Annotated in this window: 14 protein-coding genes; all 14 read left to right on the top strand. The window is 44.7% G+C overall.

The annotated features are described in order from the left end of the window. Positions 1 to 45 precede the first annotated feature (45 nt). A complete protein-coding gene (gene ppc / locus H70737_RS26315) occupies positions 46 to 2,838 on the top strand; it encodes a phosphoenolpyruvate carboxylase (protein ID WP_042192083.1) in 2,793 nt (930 codons plus the stop codon). Between the two features lie 1,074 nt (positions 2,839 to 3,912). Beyond that, the gene (sigW, locus tag H70737_RS26310) at positions 3,913 to 4,479 is read left to right on the top strand and encodes an RNA polymerase sigma factor SigW (RefSeq protein WP_042192081.1); all 567 of its coding nucleotides are present in this window, start codon (positions 3,913 to 3,915) and stop codon (positions 4,477 to 4,479) included. A 122-nt stretch (positions 4,480 to 4,601) separates the two neighbouring features. Next, complete coding sequence (locus H70737_RS26305) at positions 4,602 to 5,216, top strand: zf-HC2 domain-containing protein (protein ID WP_042192079.1); 615 nt, start codon at positions 4,602 to 4,604, stop codon at positions 5,214 to 5,216. Between the two features lie 218 nt (positions 5,217 to 5,434). Then, positions 5,435 to 6,265 carry a diadenylate cyclase CdaA gene (gene cdaA / locus H70737_RS26300; RefSeq protein ID WP_042192076.1) on the top strand — a complete coding sequence of 277 codons (831 nt, stop codon included), beginning with the start codon at positions 5,435 to 5,437 and terminating at the stop codon, positions 6,263 to 6,265. Further along, entirely contained in the window at positions 6,258 to 7,715 is a 1,458-nt protein-coding gene (locus H70737_RS26295; protein WP_052404438.1) for a CdaR family protein, read from the top strand. The genes cdaA and H70737_RS26295 overlap by 8 nt, the downstream gene beginning before the upstream one ends. A 111-nt stretch (positions 7,716 to 7,826) precedes the next feature. Beyond that, positions 7,827 to 9,167 (top strand): phosphoglucosamine mutase, encoded by a 1,341-nt coding sequence (glmM, locus tag H70737_RS26290; RefSeq protein WP_042192071.1) that lies wholly within the window; start codon positions 7,827 to 7,829, stop codon positions 9,165 to 9,167. 639 nt (positions 9,168 to 9,806) lie between these two features. After that, the gene (glmS, locus tag H70737_RS26280; protein ID WP_042192067.1) at positions 9,807 to 11,639 is read left to right on the top strand and encodes a glutamine--fructose-6-phosphate transaminase (isomerizing); all 1,833 of its coding nucleotides are present in this window, start codon (positions 9,807 to 9,809) and stop codon (positions 11,637 to 11,639) included. Positions 11,640 to 11,777: 138 nt separating this feature from the next. Further along, on the top strand, positions 11,778 to 12,149 hold the full coding sequence (locus H70737_RS26275; protein ID WP_042192064.1) for an iron chaperone: 372 nt from the start codon (positions 11,778 to 11,780) through the stop codon (positions 12,147 to 12,149). Positions 12,150 to 12,433: 284 nt separating this feature from the next. After that, positions 12,434 to 14,203 (top strand): sensor histidine kinase, encoded by a 1,770-nt coding sequence (locus tag H70737_RS26270; protein WP_042192062.1) that lies wholly within the window; start codon positions 12,434 to 12,436, stop codon positions 14,201 to 14,203. Further along, on the top strand, positions 14,200 to 15,003 hold the full coding sequence (locus H70737_RS26265) for a response regulator transcription factor (protein WP_042192060.1): 804 nt from the start codon (positions 14,200 to 14,202) through the stop codon (positions 15,001 to 15,003). The genes H70737_RS26270 and H70737_RS26265 overlap by 4 nt, the downstream gene beginning before the upstream one ends. A 141-nt stretch (positions 15,004 to 15,144) precedes the next feature. Beyond that, on the top strand, positions 15,145 to 16,326 hold the full coding sequence (locus H70737_RS26260; RefSeq protein ID WP_081383083.1) for an extracellular solute-binding protein: 1,182 nt from the start codon (positions 15,145 to 15,147) through the stop codon (positions 16,324 to 16,326). Positions 16,327 to 16,529: 203 nt separating this feature from the next. Beyond that, positions 16,530 to 17,936: an ABC transporter substrate-binding protein gene (locus H70737_RS26255; protein WP_081951219.1), complete on the top strand. Its 1,407-nt coding sequence runs from the start codon at positions 16,530 to 16,532 to the stop codon at positions 17,934 to 17,936. A 62-nt stretch (positions 17,937 to 17,998) separates the two neighbouring features. Then, positions 17,999 to 18,985: a carbohydrate ABC transporter permease gene (locus tag H70737_RS26250; RefSeq protein ID WP_042192055.1), complete on the top strand. Its 987-nt coding sequence runs from the start codon at positions 17,999 to 18,001 to the stop codon at positions 18,983 to 18,985. Continuing rightward, entirely contained in the window at positions 18,975 to 19,829 is an 855-nt protein-coding gene (locus H70737_RS26245) for a carbohydrate ABC transporter permease (protein ID WP_042192048.1), read from the top strand. Before H70737_RS26250 ends, H70737_RS26245 begins: the two co-directional genes overlap by 11 nt. Positions 19,830 to 19,886 lie beyond the last annotated feature (57 nt).

The following is a 19,886-nucleotide window of genomic DNA, read 5'->3' as shown; positions in this document are numbered from 1 at the left end:
GACAATAATTAACACATTGATCCGGAAGAGAATGGGGGGAGCAGCATGACCGAACTTACGACTACCGTCAGCAAAAGCAACTCTAACAATCTGCTGCGACGGGACGTACGGTTCTTGGGGAACATTTTAGGAGAGGTCTTGGTTCACCAAGGCGGTAACGAACTACTAGAGATCGTGGAGAAAATTCGCGAAACCAGTAAATCGCTGCGCTCACTATTTTTACCTGAACTGCACAGTGAATTTAAGGAGTTAATCAATTCTTTGGATCCAGAGAACCGTCATCAGGTAATAAGAGCATTCGCTATTTATTTTCAGCTCGTGAATATTGCCGAACAGAACCATCGGATTCGCCGCAAACGTGACTATGAACGTTCAGCTGGGGAGACAGTCCAACCCGGTTCTATAGAAAGCGCGATTAAAGAGCTTCGTGAACGTGATTTCTCTCATGAGGAAGTTAACGAGATTATTGCAGGATTATCTCTGGAACTTGTAATGACGGCACATCCAACGGAAGCTATGCGCCGTGCTATTCTCGATATTCATAAGCGGATATCTGATGATGTTATGGGTCTGGATAACCCTACCTTAACCTTCCGGGAGCGTGAACAGCTCCGTGAGAAGCTATTAAATGAAGTGATTACGCTATGGCAAACGGATGAACTGCGTGACCGTAAGCCTACCGTACTCGATGAAGTACGTAATGGGATGTACTATTTCCATGAGACGATCTTCCATGTATTGCCCGATGTTTATCAAGAACTTGAACGTTGTCTCAGTAAATACTACCCAGGGCAGAATTGGCATGTACCAACCTACTTGCGTTTTGGCTCATGGATTGGTGGAGACCGTGACGGTAACCCTTCGGTAACTTCTACAGTTACTTCACAGACCTTGCGCATGCAGCGTAAGCTGGCGATTCGGGAATATCAACGGATTATGCGTGAACTCATGAAATATCTAAGCTTTAGTACAAGTATTGTTAAGGTGACACCTGAGCTAGTAGAATCCATTGAAGCTGATCGTGAGATCATTAATCTTGGCAAGATGGAAGAATGGCGCAATGATAATGAACCTTACCGTATTAAGCTTAGCTATATGATCTCCAAGACACAAAATGTTCTGGATGATGAGAAAAAAGATACTCTTGAGCGTTATTCTACACCTGAAGAGTTTATCGATGATTTGAACGTGATTGACCGCAGCTTACGGCATCACTATGCCGATTATGTGGCCGACACTTATATTAAGAAATTGATCCGTCAAGTGGAGCTGTTCGGTTTCCATACGGCGACACTTGATGTGCGTCAGCACAGTCAAGAACATGAGAATGCTATGACTGAAATTCTGGCGAAAATGAACATTACGCCGGATTACTCCAAACTGTCTGAAGATGAGAAGATTGAGCTACTGGAGAAGCTGTTGAATGATCCACGTCCAATCACTTCTTCTTATCAGACGTATAGTGAGGGTACAGAGGAATGTCTTGCAGTGTACCGGACGATCTTCGCTTCGCAAGAAGAGTACGGCAAACAATGTATCACTAGTTATCTGATCAGTATGGCAGAAGCGGCAAGCGATATTCTGGAGGTTATGGTCTTCTCTAAAGAGGTAGGACTATTCCGCAAAGATAATGACGGTACAGTTGTATGTACGTTGCAAGCTGTGCCACTTTTTGAAACAATTGATGATTTGCATGAAGCGCCACAAATTATGAATAGATTGCTCAGCATGCCTATCTACCGCGATGCAGTAAGAGCAATGAATGATTTGCAGGAAATCATGCTTGGATATTCAGATAGTAACAAAGATGGCGGCGTGGTTACTGCTAACTATGAACTACGTGTTGCTCTGAAAGAGATTACAGCTACAGCCGATAAGTTCGGAATCAAGCTGAAGTTCTTCCACGGTCGTGGTGGAGCGCTCGGCCGTGGCGGCATGCCGCTTAACCGCAGCATTCTGGCTCAGCCAGCCTCGACGATTGGCGGCGGCATTAAGATCACCGAGCAGGGAGAAGTTATCTCCTCCCGTTATTCGATGCAAGGGATTGCTTACCGCAGTCTAGAGCAAGCGACATCTGCGCTTGTGACTGCAGCGATCAATGCGAGAATTCCACAAGCGGATTTATATGAAGAGAAGTGGGAAGAGATTGTTGCCCGTATCTCTGAAGTTTCGCTTCACAAATATCAGGATTTGATATTCCGTGATCCGGACTTCCTGACTTATTTCAAAGAATCTACACCTCTGCCTGAGGTTGGAGAGCTTAATATTGGTTCACGCCCTTCCAAACGGAAGAACAGTGACCGCTTTGAAGACTTGCGTGCAATTCCGTGGGTATTTGCGTGGACACAAAGCCGTTATTTGCTTCCAGCGTGGTATGCTGCTGGAACCGGACTGCAGAGTTTCTATGAGGGTAAGGAAGAGAATCTGAAGATAATGCAGCATATGTATGAGAACTTCTCATTCTTTACTACACTGATAGATACGCTGCAAATGGCTATTTCAAAAGCGGACCTGATCATTGCTAAGGAATACGCCAGCATGGGCAAGAACGAGGAAGCACGTCAACGGATCTTTGGCCAGATTGAAGATGAATTCAAACTGACCTCTGAGTTGATCCTGAAGATTACTGGCCAGCAGGATATCTTGGATAACGTTCCTGTGATTCAGGAGTCGATTAGACTCCGCAATCCTTACGTTGATCCACTTAGCTACCTGCAGGTTCAATTGCTATCTGAGCTTAGAGCGCTCCGTGAAATCGATGGAGACGATAGCGAATTGCTCCGCGAAGTATTGCTTACCATCAATGGCATTGCCGCTGGTCTTCGGAATACCGGCTGATATAGTCTTAACACAAAGAGTCCGCCCTTTATTGGGGCGGACTTTTTGTGCTTGTATAGGAAATTACGATAGCAGAATCATAGATCGAAAATAAAGCGATGCGCTGTGGCACACGCGTTATGGACATTGCCAGGAATGTGTGAAAAGGATGCACAAAAGGAGCGCTGGAACCCGTGTTTATTTGCATCTTTATAAGAATTACTGTCTGTTCGCACACATAAACATTTTTAAGTTTCATATTTCTCTGCTTCAGGGTCAAAATGCTAAATTAAAGGGGATTATTACCTGTAAATCGGTATTTCAAGCTCATTTCGATAAAATATAGGGAATTGTTCCCTTTATATCAGCTGAACTTGGTGTAATTAATTGAATTTGGCCAATATACAGGGAGAAATTCCTTATAACTTGGTCATAAAACAGCTGTGACCTAATTTATAGGGAGGTTTTCCCTATAATTTGTTCCATCAAAATGAAACCCTAAACCTACACTGGAGTTCTTACTCGCCAAATCACTGAAAACCCTGCGGAAAGTATAACAATGTCTGCTCCATATGCGACAAATTTAAACTAACAGAAGCCTATTCAACCGACGGGATGATTTTGTTGCTTAATACGAGCTACTTTGCTCATAAACTAAATATTGTGCTGCCAAGTGATTCTTTTGTCCTGAAAAATATTGATGTGCTTTGCCCAATATTGATCTTTCAGGCCCTACCCAAGTAACCGAGATGTAAGCGAAGGTAAATAGTGTGGCACTTATTATTCAGGTGATGGAGCAGCGTAGAGAATGTTTGGAACTGTAGGAGCGTTAGCGATCGCCTTTATTGTCAGATTTCTACCGCGAGTAGCGGTTTAAATCAGGAAATCTGACAATAACAGCGACCGGAAGTCCAAATATTTCTCGAAGCTGCACTTAATCACCTATACCAAGTTGTCCAGTTTTTAACTCAGTTTACAGAGAAGGTTACAATACAATCCTTGATTTTTACACAAACTTGAATTACGATTTAATTGCTTGTACCGTGGATATTTGAAAATAAATACCAAGGGCGGCAAGTCTGGGGGAGTTAACAGGTGGAGAATTTGGAAGGCAGATTGACAAAGCTCGCCTTAAAAGGCGACCAAAGGGCATTTGCCGAGCTTGTGGAACTATATAAAGACAAAATATATCATCTGGCGTACCGGATGCTGAACAATCGCCATGAGGCGGAGGATATAGTTCAGGAGACCTTTTTGCGTGTGTATAGAAACTTGGATCGGTATGATGATAAACAGAAGTTCTCTACCTGGATTTATCGGATTGGAACGAACCTCTGTATTGATAGATTACGCAAACGGAAACCAACCTATTCGCTCGATGCAGATATGAACGATCAGGAGGGCCTTGACGGCTATTCGTTGATTCCAAGTGATAATGTAACACCTGAGACCGAATTACTGCTCTCTGAGACACAGGGGCTAATCTATGAGGCCATTGACAGTCTGCCTGTGAAATACAGGTCTGTGATGATTCTTAGATACCTGCAGGATTTGTCGCTTCAGGAAATAAGTGATGTGCTCGACATGCCTGTAACCACGATTAAGACGCGTGTACACCGAGGTCGTGAATTTTTACGTAAAAAATTAGGCCCGAAAATGTAAAAATAGATTTTTTTTTATGAAACATCTTTGGGAGAGCGACGTATGTAAGTTAAGCAAGTCTTATGTGTCCTGACCCTTTGTCTTAGGATAATTAAATAGCACTCATGAAAGGATTGGCTCCTATGGAATGCAAACTGGCCGTCTCTATGATGCACGACTACTTGGATGACGACTTGCCCGATCAGCAGCAGAGGGAGTTGAAGGAGCATCTTCTATCCTGTCCAGATTGCCGTGCAAAGTTTAAAGAATTAGAACAGACAGATATGTTGATGTTCTCCCTAATGCATCAGAATCCTGTTGCCTCAGATGATCTTGTGAGCCGGATAATGAGTTCATTGCCAAAGACCAAGAAAGAAAATGCTTTTGTTACCTGGATCAAGAGACACCCTGCACTTACAGCGGCATCTCTGTTTCTTGTCGTAATGCTGATGAGTTCCGTAACTTTTTGGAGTCCAGATAGACAACTTGTAGTTAGAGGGGCAGATCTGGATCAAGTGGTTATCAAAGGGGATACTGTAATCGTACCTTCCGGCAAGATTATTACCGGTGACCTTACCATAGAGAATGGTAAAGCACAGGTATATGGGGAAGTGAACGGCAATGTAACAGTCATTGACGGTTCTTTGTATCAGGCTTCAACAGCTCATATTTCTGGGCAAGTCAAAAGCATAGACCAAGCAGTAAGTTGGCTCTGGTATAAAGTGACGAACATGTTCTCTGAAGTTGCCTACCGTTAAAGAAAGCGACAGTGGTTACCTTGAGCTGGAATATTATTTTGCGCCTCTTTTTCCGGAAAGATGGCGCTTTTTTGTTGCCTAAATTTAGAAAAATTAGAAAATGGGTGAGGGGCTAAACTTGCAACTGGAGCCCGAACGTTATAACCTAGATATTGATACAGATCTAACAGACATTTTACATAAACCCAGCTAATATGAAATGACGGGGGTTTTAGGCAATGAGTTATTTTACAGACTTAACATGGAAAGATTCCATTAAAGATATTATTGATATACTGATCGTCAGCTACATTATTTATAAAGTGCTTAATATGGTCCGCGGAACTCGAGCGATTCAGCTGCTGAAGGGGATTCTGGTCCTGGTTTTGATTTGGGCTGTGAGTACCATGCTAGACCTCTATACACTTAAATGGCTAATGAATCAAATGTTTACATTCGGGGTGCTGGCGGTCTTTATTATCTTTCAGCCGGAATTACGAAGGGGACTGGAGCAGCTTGGACGAGGTAAATTTTTCGGACGGGCTGGGGAAAGTGATGAAGAACTCAGTAAATTAATTGGCGAAGTGATTAAAGCCGTAAATTATTTATCCCATAGAAAAATAGGGGCATTAATCGTATTCGAGCGAGAGACAGGCCTTAATGAATATACGGAATCGGGTATCGCCATGCGTTCTTTAGTCAGCTCTGAGTTGCTGATTAACATCTTTATACCTAACACCCCTCTGCATGACGGAGCCCTTATTATGCAGGGGAATCAGATCGCCGCGGCTGCATGTTATTTACCTTTGTCCGAGAACCCTTTTATTAGCAAGGAACTGGGGACAAGACATCGCGCGGCTATCGGGATTAGTGAGGTTGCGGACTCGGTGTCTGTCATTGTCTCGGAGGAGACAGGACAGATTTCTCTGGCCATCAATGGTCAAATTGTAAGGGACATTAAGGAAGAATCAATGATTTCGAAGCTCCATCAAGAGCTGAGTGTAAGTTCATCACTGAAGGAGAAAGGTTCAACTTTCTGGAAACGGAAGGGGGACAAAAATCATGGATAAGTGGATGAGCAATAACAATTTCAATAAGATTCTAGCCCTTGCATTTGGGATCATACTGTTTACTATGGTTCGTATCGACACTGCGCCTGTTGGACAGACCACGGTCGATACTAAATCGAAGATTATTGAGAATGTAAAGATCGAAGAGATCGGTTTAGATAAAGATAAATTTGTACTGGAATACAAGGATGTAGATAGTGTGAGTATGGAGGTTAAGGGGAAGAACTCGGATATCTCTTTTCAGTTCTCGGACGACTATAAAGTGACCCTTGATCTAAGTAAGGTTGAGCCTGGAGATAATACGTTGCCACTCTCATATTCATTACCTAGAGGTGTAACTCTTGTCAGAATGACTCCTAAAGAGGTCAATGTACATGTAGAGCTGCGAAATACAAAGTCTTTTCCCATAACATTGGTTACCAAGGGAGAACCAGCAGCGGGGTATCAATTAGGTACCCCAGTCTTGCAGCCTACGGATACTGTTGAGGTTACGCTGCCAGATAATGAGTTAAGCAAAGTGGTGAAGGTACAAGGCACCATTGAGCTAAATGGCGAGAACGAAACCTTTAAAGAGAAGAAATTGAAGCTGCATGCTTATGATAATGAAGGAAAAGAAGTAAAGGATGCCGTCATTGAGCCGGCTACCGTTTCGGTGGAGTTGCCAATTACCTTGCCTTTTAAGAGCTTACCGCTGGATATCGGCTTTACCGGACAACTTCCGGGTTCTCTTGTCTTATCAAATGTGACACCTGAGCTGGAATCAGTCGTGGTATATGGTCAAGCCAATGCATTAGCTGCATTATCTACCTATGAAGCAAGTGTCGATCTTAGCGCTATAGATTCTGCAGGAACGAAGCAACTGAAGGTAGAACTGAAACCTCCGGCAGGAACTGAGAAAGTAATGCCTGAAACCGTGAACGTTTCATTAACGATCTCAGAAATTGCTGAACGGACGGTTGAAGCGGTACCCATTAAGTTACAGGGTGTCGGTGATGAGTTTGAAGGAAGTATTGTTAATCCAACAAGCAAGGATATAGCCCTTACCTTAACAGGTGCACCTACTTTGCTAAATCAACTAAATAAAGACGATATAGGTGTTGTGGCTGATGTGACTGGCCTGACTGCCGGGACTCACGAGGTTTCTTTACGGGTATCACTGCCTAAATTCATCGCACTGGCTAATTCAAGTGTGCCTCTTACGGTAACTGTACAGTTGCTGTCACCTGCAACGCCGGTGCCTACGCCTCATCCAGACGCGGGTAGTGTAACTACTCCTGAGCCAAGCTCTGAACCTGTTATAGGCGATGAGGAGGCCACTGAGAAGCCTACACATAGCGGAGAAGTTGGAGCTACAGCGACGCCTGTCCCCACGGATAGCAGTCCAGAGAATAATGGCACAGCTAACACAAGTACGAATTCCGAAAATCCTGTAGGTACAGGGGGAACGTAACCTTTTATTGAAATACGTCTTTTAGGATATGTCCCAAAGGTACACCAAAATAGTATTCAAATCATAGGATAGAACATTAAGCTAATGTAGCGTATTCAAAGGAGAAAAATAATGGGGAAGTATTTTGGAACTGACGGTGTGCGGGGAGTAGCAAACCGTGAATTAACTGCAGAAATGGCTTATAGCATTGGTCGCTGTGGAGGATATGTACTAGCGGGTAACGTGCATAAACCAAAGGTTGTCATTGGGATGGATACACGAATTTCCGGACCTTTGCTCGAATCGGCTCTTATTGCTGGTTTGCTGTCTATTGGGGCAGATGTAATCCGTATAGGTGTAGTGAGTACACCTGCTGTTGCCTATATTACGAGATTATTAAAGGCAGATGCAGGGGTCATGATTTCGGCATCACATAATCCGGTTGAAGATAATGGCATTAAGTTCTTTGGCGGAGATGGTTTCAAGCTTACGGATGAAACTGAGCTGCGTATTGAAGAACTAATGGATGCTGAAGTAGATGAATTGCCTCGTCCTATCGGCTCTGGTTTAGGTATGGTTACGGTTGATAATGACGCCAAGTACCTCTATCTGGAGTATTTGAAGACAACCATTTCTCAAGATTTCAAGGGAATTAAGGTTGTACTCGACTGTGCTCACGGCGCAGCGTATGAACTTGCACCAAGATTGTTCAGAGAGCTGGGCGCTGAGGTTATTTCTATTGGTGCTGAGCCTGATGGATTGAATATTAATGCTGGATTTGGTTCGACACATCCAGAGACTTTGCGTGAGGAAGTATTACGTCATGGAGCGGATTTGGGACTTGCTTTTGACGGAGATGCTGACCGATTGATTGCGATCGACAATAAAGGCGATGAAGTGGACGGAGACTTTATTCTCTGTATTTGTGGGGATGCAATGAATCGTGCTGGTAAGTTGAAGGATAGCACAATTGTATCAACGGTTATGAGTAATATCGGATTCTACAAAGCTACCGAGAAATTATCCCTGAACACTGCTAAAACAGCTGTAGGCGACCGGTATGTGATGGAAGAAATGCGCCGTGGTGGTTTTAATCTAGGTGGAGAACAGTCCGGACATGTTATCTTCCTTGATTATAATACAACAGGTGATGGTATTCTGACGGCTATCCAACTGGTAGATACACTTAAAGCTTCCGGTAAGCAACTTAGCGAGGTTAAGAGCATGATGACGAAATACCCGCAGGTGCTGGTCAATGTTCGTGTACAAGATAAGACCAATTATCCTAACAACCAGGCTATCGAAGCAGCTATCGCTGAAGTAGAAGGCAAGCTAGGCGACAATGGCCGTGTGCTTGTACGTCCGTCGGGTACGGAGTCTTTAATCCGTGTCATGGCAGAAGGCCCTGATAAGGCAGATCTAGATCTTTATGTGAATCAAATTGTAGAAGTGGTTCAACGCGAATTGGTATAATTCATTACCATACCTATATAGCCGGTGTAGAGAGCGAGAGCGATTCGGACTCGTTACACCGGTGTTTATTATTTTTGGATGGATCGTCTGAACAGGGATTTGTGAAATTTAGGTTGGTGCAGCATTGCCAAAGTAATGTAAGGTGCATATAATAGATTAAGTGTCATTCTAGAAGGAAAGCGGGGATTGTGAGGTTTGCAATAGCAAGCGCCAGAGCTTGGTCGAGCGCGGGGGAGAAGGGAAAGCTGCTACATGGTTATGTAGACAAGGGCTTGAACGGATCACGGCAGACGTAAGCTGACGAGGTGGAGGTGTTCGAAATGTTCGGCGGGGACCTCCCGGTGATGCACCAGAGCCGTAAATGGAGACGGAAAATGGAAGGGCGACCTTTCACACAACGTTTTCATGGGTGCATAAGAAATATAAAATTCATGTGTGCGCGCATCGTAAAGAAACACGTTGATTCTGCCACGGCAGAGAAGAAGGCTGTGCATTTCATGAACATAAGATGTAAGTGACAGTTTATTTTGTTGATCCAAAAATACAACAGAATATTTGCTTTTTCTCAAAAACATGCCGCACGGCACGTTTCTTTCCTTATGCCGCCACATTACGATAACTCGGACGGGGGAAATAATAATGTGTGGTATTGTAGGATATATTGGTAATCAGAATTCGCAGGGGATCTTGGTTGAAGGATTGAAGAAGCTGGAGTATCGGGGATATGATTCTGCTGGTATTGCTGTATTCACTGGGGAAGGACTGCAAGTAGTGAAAGCACAAGGCCGTTTGGCGAATCTGCAGTCGAAGCTGGAAGGCAGCCCACTGGCAGGTAGCGCAGGTATCGGACACACACGCTGGGCAACTCACGGTAAACCATCCGATGAGAATTCCCATCCACATACGGATAACAGCATGAAGTTCTCGGTCGTTCATAACGGTATTGTCGAAAACTATCTGGATCTGAAAGAAGAGCTGATCGCTGGCGGATGCCACTTTGTCTCCGAAACAGATACAGAAGTTATTTCACACCTGATTGCTCGCGAATATGATGGAGATATTGTGAAAGCTGTGCAAAAAGCGATTACCTTCATGCGCGGTGCTTTTGCATTAGGCGTCCTGACTGAATATGAACCAGATAAATTGGTGGCTGTGCGTCAAGCAAGCCCGCTCATTATTGGTCTTGGCGAAGGAGAAAACTTTATCGGGTCAGATATTCCTGCATTGCTTGAATATACCCGTAACGTATATATTTTGAACGACGGCGAAATGGCAGTCTTGACAAGAGATGCTGTCGAACTGATGACGATTGAAGGAAACTTTATTTCTCGGGAAATGATTACTGTCGATTGGGATGCAGTTACCGCAGAAAAAGGCGGCTACGAGCATTTCATGTTGAAAGAAATTCACGAGCAGCCTAAGGCTTACCGCGACACTATGCGTGGTCGTATTAATGCTGAAGGCAACAAGGTTGTTTTGCCAGAGTTGAACATCACAGAAGAACAAATCAAGAACATCCGTAACATCCAAGTTGTTGCTTGCGGAACGGCATACAACGCTGGTGTGGTAGGACGTACTATGATCGAATCTTTGGTTCGTATTCCAGTAGAGAATGACATTGCTTCGGAATATCGTTACCGTTCACCAATCGTGACCCCGGAAACTTTGGTTATCGTTGTCAGCCAATCCGGTGAGACTGCAGATACTTTGGCAGCTCTTCGTGAAGCGCAAGCTAATGGTGCACATGTTCTGGCAATCACAAACGTAGTGGGCAGCTCTATTGCTCGCGAAGCGAATGATGTGTTGGTAACCTTGGCAGGTCCAGAAATTGCTGTTGCCTCGACCAAAGCCTACACTTCACAATTGGTCGCTTTCGGATTGTTTGCTCTTTACTTGGCTGAAGTACGCGGTACACAAACCGAAGCTCAAGTGGCTAAGATACTAGCTGCTATGCAAGCTCTACCAGAGCAAGTGGAAGAGATCCTAGCTCAAAAAGAAGCGATCAAAGGTTATGCAGAACAAATTTCTGAGCACAAGAACCTGTTCTTCATCGGCCGCGGCGTAGATTATGCTGTTGCTCAAGAAGGTTCCTTGAAGCTGAAAGAAATCTCTTATATTCACTCCGAAGCTTATGCTGCAGGTGAATTGAAACATGGTACGTTAGCTCTGATTGAGGAAGGCGTTCCGGTTATTGCCCTGGCAACTCAGGAAGCTGTGCTTGAGAAGACCGTCAGCAACATCAAAGAAGTGAAAGCTCGAGGCGCAGACGTGCTTGCAATCACTCACCAAGAGCATTTGACTGACCTGCTTAGATCAGTGGATCAAGTGTTTGTTATTCCTAAGACATTGCCAATGCTGACAGCAGCGTTGTCTGTAGTACCTCTGCAATTATTGTCTTATTATGCTTCTCTTGCGCTAGGTCATGACGTGGATAAACCACGTAACTTGGCGAAGAGCGTTACTGTGGAGTAGGTTATAACCTTTCCCAAACAATAGTACCGTTTATAAAAAGTTGCACCCTAACACCCCGTTAGATATGATTATCTAACGGGGTGTTTTTTTGTAACTACGCCTGAACAAAAGGCGATTTTGAGGTTAGGAGTGATCGACATGGAGGTTTTCGCAGACTATTTAGCGCAAATTGATAACCCACAGCATCGGGAGCGAATGGAAGAGGTGTTGGCTTGGGTAACTGAGAAATTCACTGATTTAAAGTCAAAAATTGCGTGGAATCAGCCTATGTTCACTGATCACGACACCTATATTATTGGCTTTAGCGTATCCAAACAACATATGGCTGTTGCGCCTGAAATCGCAGGGATTAATCATTTCTCTGATGCAATTGTACAGGCTGGCTATGATCACACCAAGCAGTTGTTACGGATCCGATGGGATAGTCCGGTTGATTTCTCATTACTTGAGAAAATGATCGAGTTTAACATTATGGATAAGGCAGATTGTTCAACTTTTTGGCGAAAATAAAAAATGAAGCAGTAGTTAGCCTCGATGATGAATACATCATCGGGATTTTTTTAATTAGGAGTAAGACACTCCTACATAAAAGGTTGCTAGAAATGGAGCTAATTACCCCGTCTGTCGGTATTGGGGGCGAGAATATTAGTTCTTTTTGTCGAATCCATAATTCTTTCTTAGCGGATCATTAGCAAACATGCTAATATAATGACTGAAAAGGTTGAAAGCCCTTACTTTTTTACGCATAGGGGCGATCATCTCATGTTCACATGATAAAGAGGGGAAGAGAATGCATGCGGCGGATACTGTCGATGTTAAAGTTAAATACGCTGCGAAATCAAATGTTGCTCGGTTTCCTCGCCGTCATGCTCATCATTCTGACGTTCGTTGGAGGGATTACGTTCCATTCAGTCTCGACGCTACTCAAGAACAATGCGGAGAAGCATATTCAGCAAACCGCGATTCAGGCTAACGGCCGTTTGGAAAGCGTTCTCGAACAGATTAATTCTCTGACGACGCTGGTCTCGACTAACGATTATATTCAGCAACTCCTTTTACGCGATATAGAGGGTCATCCCGCTACCTTTACGGAACGGCAAGCGCTGCCATCTATTATCAATCTGGTCCAAATCTACACGGACGGCATCAAATCTGTTGAGCTTTATAATAAAGACGGAGTGAGGCTGTATCCTCTCGACGGCAGCACCCTTAGAGATAAGGTACCCGAAGATTGGATCGAAATGGCGACGAGAAAGGAAGGCAGTCTCGTTTGGTTCGGTATTGATCCGCTCGATCCTACATCGCTTGTGGCGATTCGACAGATCAGCCTTATTGATCGTCATTTCACAACTGGAGGGTATTTACTCATTCGCTCAGACCGAGACAAGTTTGCACTTAAAGAGTCTTTATCCGGGGAAGGGGACGGAGAAACAGTATTACTTCTCGCTCCTGATGGGCAGTTCATCACGTCTAACGATGACAGTATTTCACAAAAGACAGCAGCAAAGCTGGTGGAGGAATCTGACGATCAGAATGTTTCTATCGGCAAACGGTCCTTTATCGTTGTCAAACAGCGGTCTTCCGTGACAGGATGGACGCTACTCATCTTAACCCCGGTGAACGTCATCACCAAGGGGATATCGGTCTTGCGGACGACCATTGTCGTATCGGCCTTGATGGGTACCTTACTGTTCACCTTGCTTTCGTTTTTCCTATCTATACTTATTACCAGACCTGTGTTCAGGTTGATCAAAGCTATGAGAAGTACCCGTCTAGGCATTCTGAAGCCTATCGAAAACGTATCGTCCACTATGGAAATTCAGGAACTGAATTATTCCTATAACAAAATGGTTGATAATATCAACGAGCTGATCCAGTTAGTTTATGAGAAGGAGTTATCCCGGAGTCATACGGAGTTGAAGGCACTTCAAGCGCAGATTAATCCGCATTTTTTGTTCAATACCCTAGATGTTCTGTACTGGTCACTGTTGGATAGGGATGAAGATCAATTGGCGGAGTATGTTGTCGCTATGTCTGATTTATTCCGTTATACGATCACCGGCTCGAGTAAAGGGGGATGGGTGAAGTTACAGGATGAGCTGGAGCATGTAAAGCGATATTTGCTTATTATGAAGATGCGATTTGAAGATCGCTTGGAGTGGGAAATTGAGGCTCCTCCCGAATTTTCGAATGTGGAGTTACCCCGACTGTTGCTGCAGCCCCTTGTAGAGAATGCCGTATTGCATGGGGTCGAGAGCAAGATTGAACCGGGATGGATAAAGCTAACGGTTGCTGGAGATGAAGAATGGGTCACCATTACGGTGGAAGATGACGGGATGGGAATGGACGAGGAGATGCTGAGCTCTCTTGTGGAAGGGCTGGATAGCGGAAAGGTATCTTCTTCAAAAGATTCCGGTGTCGGAATCGCTAATGTGCATAGAAGGCTTCAACTATTTTTTTCGAGAGAGAATGAGCAGGGTGCGGCAATGACCATCGATAGCCAAAAAGGTCAAGGCACCCGTATAAACATCAAAATTCCTGTTCGAGGAGACAAAATGTCATGAGAAGCCGAACAATTCTTATTGTCGACGATGAACCGAGATCTAGAGAAGGAATGAAGAAAATACTAGAGGTGTGGGCAGCCGGTCATTATGAAATCCTTACGGCAAGCAATGGGATCTCGGCTATTGAAATTTTGGAGGAAATACCAGTGGAGCTCATGATATCGGACATCCGCATGCCGGGAATCAGTGGTCTTTCTTTAGTTAGCCAAATTAGGGATAAAAAAATACAGCGTCAGCCATCCGTTATTCTCATCTCCGGTCATGCCGAGTTCGAGTATGCTCAGCAAGCGATTCAGTTGTCCGTAGTTGAATATTTGCTCAAGCCAGCCAGCCGGGAAAAGCTAATCGCATCTGTGGAGAATGCCCTGAAGGCAGGGGAGGAGCAGGAACATATCGGCTTCATGCGAAAGATGGCTGATCCACAATTAATGGCCATAAGAGATGAAGATGCCGCATTAAGCGATCCGGTCCGTCAGGCGATAGACTACGTGGAAATGCATATAGAAGAGGCGATCAGCCTGCAGGAAGTAGCCGGACTTGTTCATCTGAACGGGAGCTATTTCAGTTCTCTTTTCAAGGAGCAATGCCAGATGAATTTCAGCGAATATGTCGCCCGTAGAAAATTGCAGAAAGCGAAGGAATTACTGTTGAAAACGAATCTGCCTATAGCGGAAATTGCCAGCCTTACGGGTTACCAGACGGTTAAATATTTCAACAAGCTGTTCAAGGAATACGAAAGAATGAGTCCAGGGCAGTATCGTTCTTCCATGAGGAATGGTATAGAAGCGAATATCCAATGACGGCTCGGCAAGGGGGGAATATCTACGAAGAGGATCGGATTATCCATCACCCTTTTCTTAACATTGTTGTTGATAACAACAGCTTGCAATGGGGATAAGGGGAATAGCAGCAAGAGCGACGGCGAGAAAATCACTTTAAAAATGATGCATCTATGGCCGGATAGCAATAACTCCGCGCAAAACAAAATGGTAAAAGAAATCATCAGAGAATTTGAAGAAGCTAATCCGAATATCACCATCAAGACGGAAGTGCTTGAAAATGAGCAGTATAAAAGCAAACTGAAGGTACTTGCCGCTTCCAACGATCTACCGGACATCGGATTCACCTGGGCAGCAGGCTTTATGGATCCTTATGTTAGGGGAGATAAGTTTGCAGCCGTGGACGATCTTTTACAGGATGAGTTGAAAGGGAAATTCGTAGCTGGTACGACGGAGGGGTACTCCTTTGATGGGAAGACGTATGCCCTTCCTGTCGAACTAAACATAGTTCCGGTCTACTATAATAAAGAAATATTTTCAGAATTTAATCTGCAGCCTCCCCAAACCTTGGATGATCTCAAAGCTATCATTCGAACACTGAATAACAATGGCATAACACCGGTTACTCTTGGAGGCAAGGACGGTTGGCCGGCTTCCTTCTGGTACATGTATCTAGCTGATCGTATTGGGGGACCTAACCTGATGGATAAAGCTGTTGCGGATCAGGACTTCACAGATCCTTCCTTGCTAGAGGCTGCAAGACAAGTGCAAGAGTTGGTAAACCTGAATACATTCATCAAAGGCTACAACGGATTATCCAATGATGAAGCCAAGGTACAGTTCATGAACGGAAAGTCAGCCATGTTCGTTACAGGGACTTGGGAGCTGCCAGATTTCACGACCACAACAAATATAGCCCAAGAATTTAAAGTCAACATCGGTTATTTCAAGTTCCCGACAGTTGAAGGCGGCAAAGGCAACGTGGATGATTGGGTCGGTGGTCCGGGCACTGGACTATTCGTTTCCAAAAATTCTAAGCATGCTCTGGAGGCCAAAGAATTCGTCAGCTTTTTCGTTCAAAAGTGGGGGGAGCATTCTGTTGTCAATGCAGGCGTAATCCCGGCTACCAAAGTAGATACTGCGGCCATCAAGCTACCGCAAATGTTCATTGATCTATTAAACGAGTTAAATAAGGCTAATAAAGTAACTCTTTATCTGGATACACAAATGAAGCCAGTCGCCTCTACTATACACATGAATCAGATTCAGGCATTGTTTGGTGAAGCCGTCACACCAGAAGAATTCATCAAGAAACAGGATGATGCGCTAAAAGCGGATAAATAATGATCAGAAATATAAACAGAGTCATGGAGACACCGAGGGATTGATCCCTTGATGTCTCTTTTTTTGCGCTCTATAGAACTGAATCTAAAAATAGTGGAAGTTTTCCTAAAGAGGGTGTCCTTATGCTTAAGGATTGCTGGATTTATAATTATGTATGCGGTTACAAAAAACCGAAGTGATAATACAAAAGGGGAGGCAAAGATATGAAAAGTATGAAACGTAGTTTAGTGGGGCTCTCTACATTGCTCGTGATGTCATCTGCTCTCGCAGCATGTGGTGGGAACTCGAATTCTAACTCATCTAGCTCAAGTCCAACGACTGCACCAGCAGCCAACGCTACCGAAGCTCCATCAAAAGGAACAGGTGAGAAAGTCACTATCAATCTCTGGAGCTTTACAGATGAGATTCCTAATATGACCAAGAAGTACATGGAAACTCATCCGGACGCGAATGTTGAGTTCAAAACTACGGTTATTGCAACCACTGATGGTGCTTATCAGCCTGCTCTTGATCAGGCTCTGGCAGCTGGTGGAAAAGATGCCCCGGATATTTTTGCAGCTGAATCAGCATTTGTGCTCAAGTATACACAAGGCGATGCATCCAGCTATTCGGCCAACTATTCTGACCTGGGCCTTGACGACCAAATGGTTAAGGACGCTGGCATCGCTCAATACTCGGTTGACATCGGTAGCCTAGACGGCAAATTGAAAGCCCTCGGCTATCAAGCGACTGGTGGTGCCTTCATCTATCGCCGCTCCATTGCGAAGGATGTTTTTGGAACCGACGATCCAGCCACTATTAAAAATGAAATTGGACCAGGCTGGGATAAATTCTACGAAGCAGCCGCGAAGCTGAAAGCTAAAGGATACGGCATCGTTTCCGGCGACGGAGATATCTGGCATCCAATTGAGAACAGCTCGGATAAGGGTTGGATTGTTGATGGCAAGCTTCATATCGATCCGAAGCGGGAAGAGTTCCTTGACCTCTCTAAAAAGTTAAAAGACAATGGCTACCACAACGATACAACGGATTGGACGGAAGCTTGGTACGCCGATATGTCAGGCTCTGGAGCCCAACCAATCTTCGGTTTCTTCGGTCCTGCTTGGCTCATCAACTACGTGATGAACGGTCAAGTAAAAGACACGAATGGCGACTGGGCGGTTTCCGAACCACCAACAGGGTTCTTCTGGGGTGGCACTTGGCTGCTTGCCAACAAAGACGTCACCAAGGACGATGCCAAGAAACAGGCTGTTGCAGACTTTGTGAAGTGGGTTACACTCGACACCTCCGAAACGGGACTCCAATATTACTGGGCTAACGGTACCATGAAGGAAGGCGAGCAAGGTACGAAGGACAGCGTTGCTTCCTCCGTTGTCATGTCGAAATCAAACGGTGAAGTTCCACTGCTCGGTGGTCAGAACATGTTCGACGTGTTTGTACCGGCCAATGCAAACGCTTCAGGTAAAAACTTGACCCAGTACGACGAAACAATCAACAAGCTCTGGCGTGATCAAGTGCGTGAATACACCGCGGGCAACAAGGACCGTGCCAAAGCGATCGAAACCTTTAAGCAACAAGTCAAAGACCAACTTGGCATTGAAAGCGAATAAGAAGGATTCGGAGGGGCGGGGGAGTAATCCCGCCCCTTCATATCAACTAAAGAGGTGAGAGCATGCGCCGCAAAAATGTGAACTATTCGAAATACGGTTATATTTTTACCTTTCCGTTTGTCCTGGCATTTCTGATTTTCTCACTGTATCCCATTTTATATACCGCAGTCATTGGATTCACCGATATGAAAGGAATAATACCAAAACCGATCCATATCCTTGATAATCCTTTTCAAAACTTCAAAGATCTTCTCTTTGATAATCCTTCGTTCCGGAAGTCTTTGATCAACACTGGATTGCTCTGGATTACTAACTTCGTTCCCCAGATGCTTCTCGCGCTCTTGCTAACGGCATGGTTCACGAATAAGCGTCTCAATATAAAGGGACAAGGCTTGTTCAAGGTTCTGCTCTATATGCCTAATATCATCACAGCGAGTACGATTGCCGTGTTGTTTAGCACTTTATTCGCCTATCCGATGGGTCCTGTAAACAGTTTGTTTCAAATGTTGGGGTGGACCGACGCTCCGGTGTTCTTCCTGCAGGATAAGACGACAGCACGGGGCATTGTCGCGTTCATCCAGTTCTGGATGTGGTACGGCAACACCATGATCGTCCTGATTGCTGGCGTTATGGGTATAAATCCTGCTCTCTTCGAGTCTGCATCGATTGACGGGGCCAACGGGTTTCAAACCTTTTTCCGCATCACACTGCCGAGTCTGCGTACGATATTGCTGTTCACACTGATTACATCGATGGTGGGTGGTTTGACCATGTTCGATATTCCGCAATTATTCCTTGCAGGCGGGCCGGACGATTCTACGCTTACCACGTCCATGTTTATCTACGGGCAAGCATTCAAGGGCAGCTATATGTACAATCGTGCTGCAGCAGCGAGCATGATTATGTTCTTGATTTCGGCAATATTGGCCGGAATACTGTTCTACGTGATGCGTGACCGTGATGCGTCAAGACTTAAAAAAATACAAAAACAAAAGAATAGAAAAGCTGCTATAGCAGCCCGTGAGGGAGGTGTAACACATGGCAAATAATCAGAAAAGCGGAACCGTTAACCGAAAGATCAACAAGACAATTATCTATGTTGTTTGCATCTCTTTGGCGGTGCTCAGTATCCTGCCGTTTTGGATCATGTTTGTAAATGCCACACGCTCTACACCGGAAATTCAAAGCGGACTTTCTCTGCTTCCTTCGAGCCACATGATGAGCAACCTACGAGTGTTGCTCGATAAGAGCTTCGATCCGCTTCAAGGGTTCCTGAATTCATTTATTATTGCCAGTTCTGCAACCCTCTGCACAGTCTATTTCTCGTCCTTGGCGGCCTATGGGCTCGTCACTTACAGCTGGAAGCTACGGGGGCCATTTTTTACCTTCATCATGTGCGTGATGATGATTCCCTCCCAAGCGAGCGCAATCGGATTCTATCAGTTCATGTATAAATTACATTGGACCAACAATTTTCTTCCGCTGATTCTACCAGCAATTGCTGCACCTGCGGTGGTATTTTTCATGCGTCAATACTTGCTCGCAACTCTGTCGATAGAGATCGTGGAAGCTGCACGTGTAGATGGGTCTGGTGAATTCTTCACTTTCAACCGGATTATCTTACCGCTGATGATGCCGGCAGTAGCAACACAAGCCATCTTTGCCTTTGTGGCTAACTGGAACAACCTGTTCATGCCGCTGATATTGCTGACACAGAAGGAGAAATATACTATGCCAATCATGGTAAGCTTGCTCCGAGGTGATATCTACAAAACGGAGTTCGGCTCGATCTATATGGGTCTGGCTTTGACGGCTTTACCGTTGTTTATAGTTTACTTCTTGTTATCCAGATATATTATCGCGGGCGTGGCACTTGGTGGCGTCAAAGAATAACCCAGGCAAGCTGGCTTCGAATAAGGCAGCACCGTGGAACCAATCAATTCCAATCTA

This window comes from Paenibacillus sp. FSL H7-0737 (assembly GCF_000758545.1).
GTDB lineage: Bacteria > Bacillota > Bacilli > Paenibacillales > Paenibacillaceae > Paenibacillus_AQ.
The sequence above is the reverse complement of the archived record's forward strand: the minus strand, read 5'-3'. Positions and strand labels throughout refer to the sequence as shown.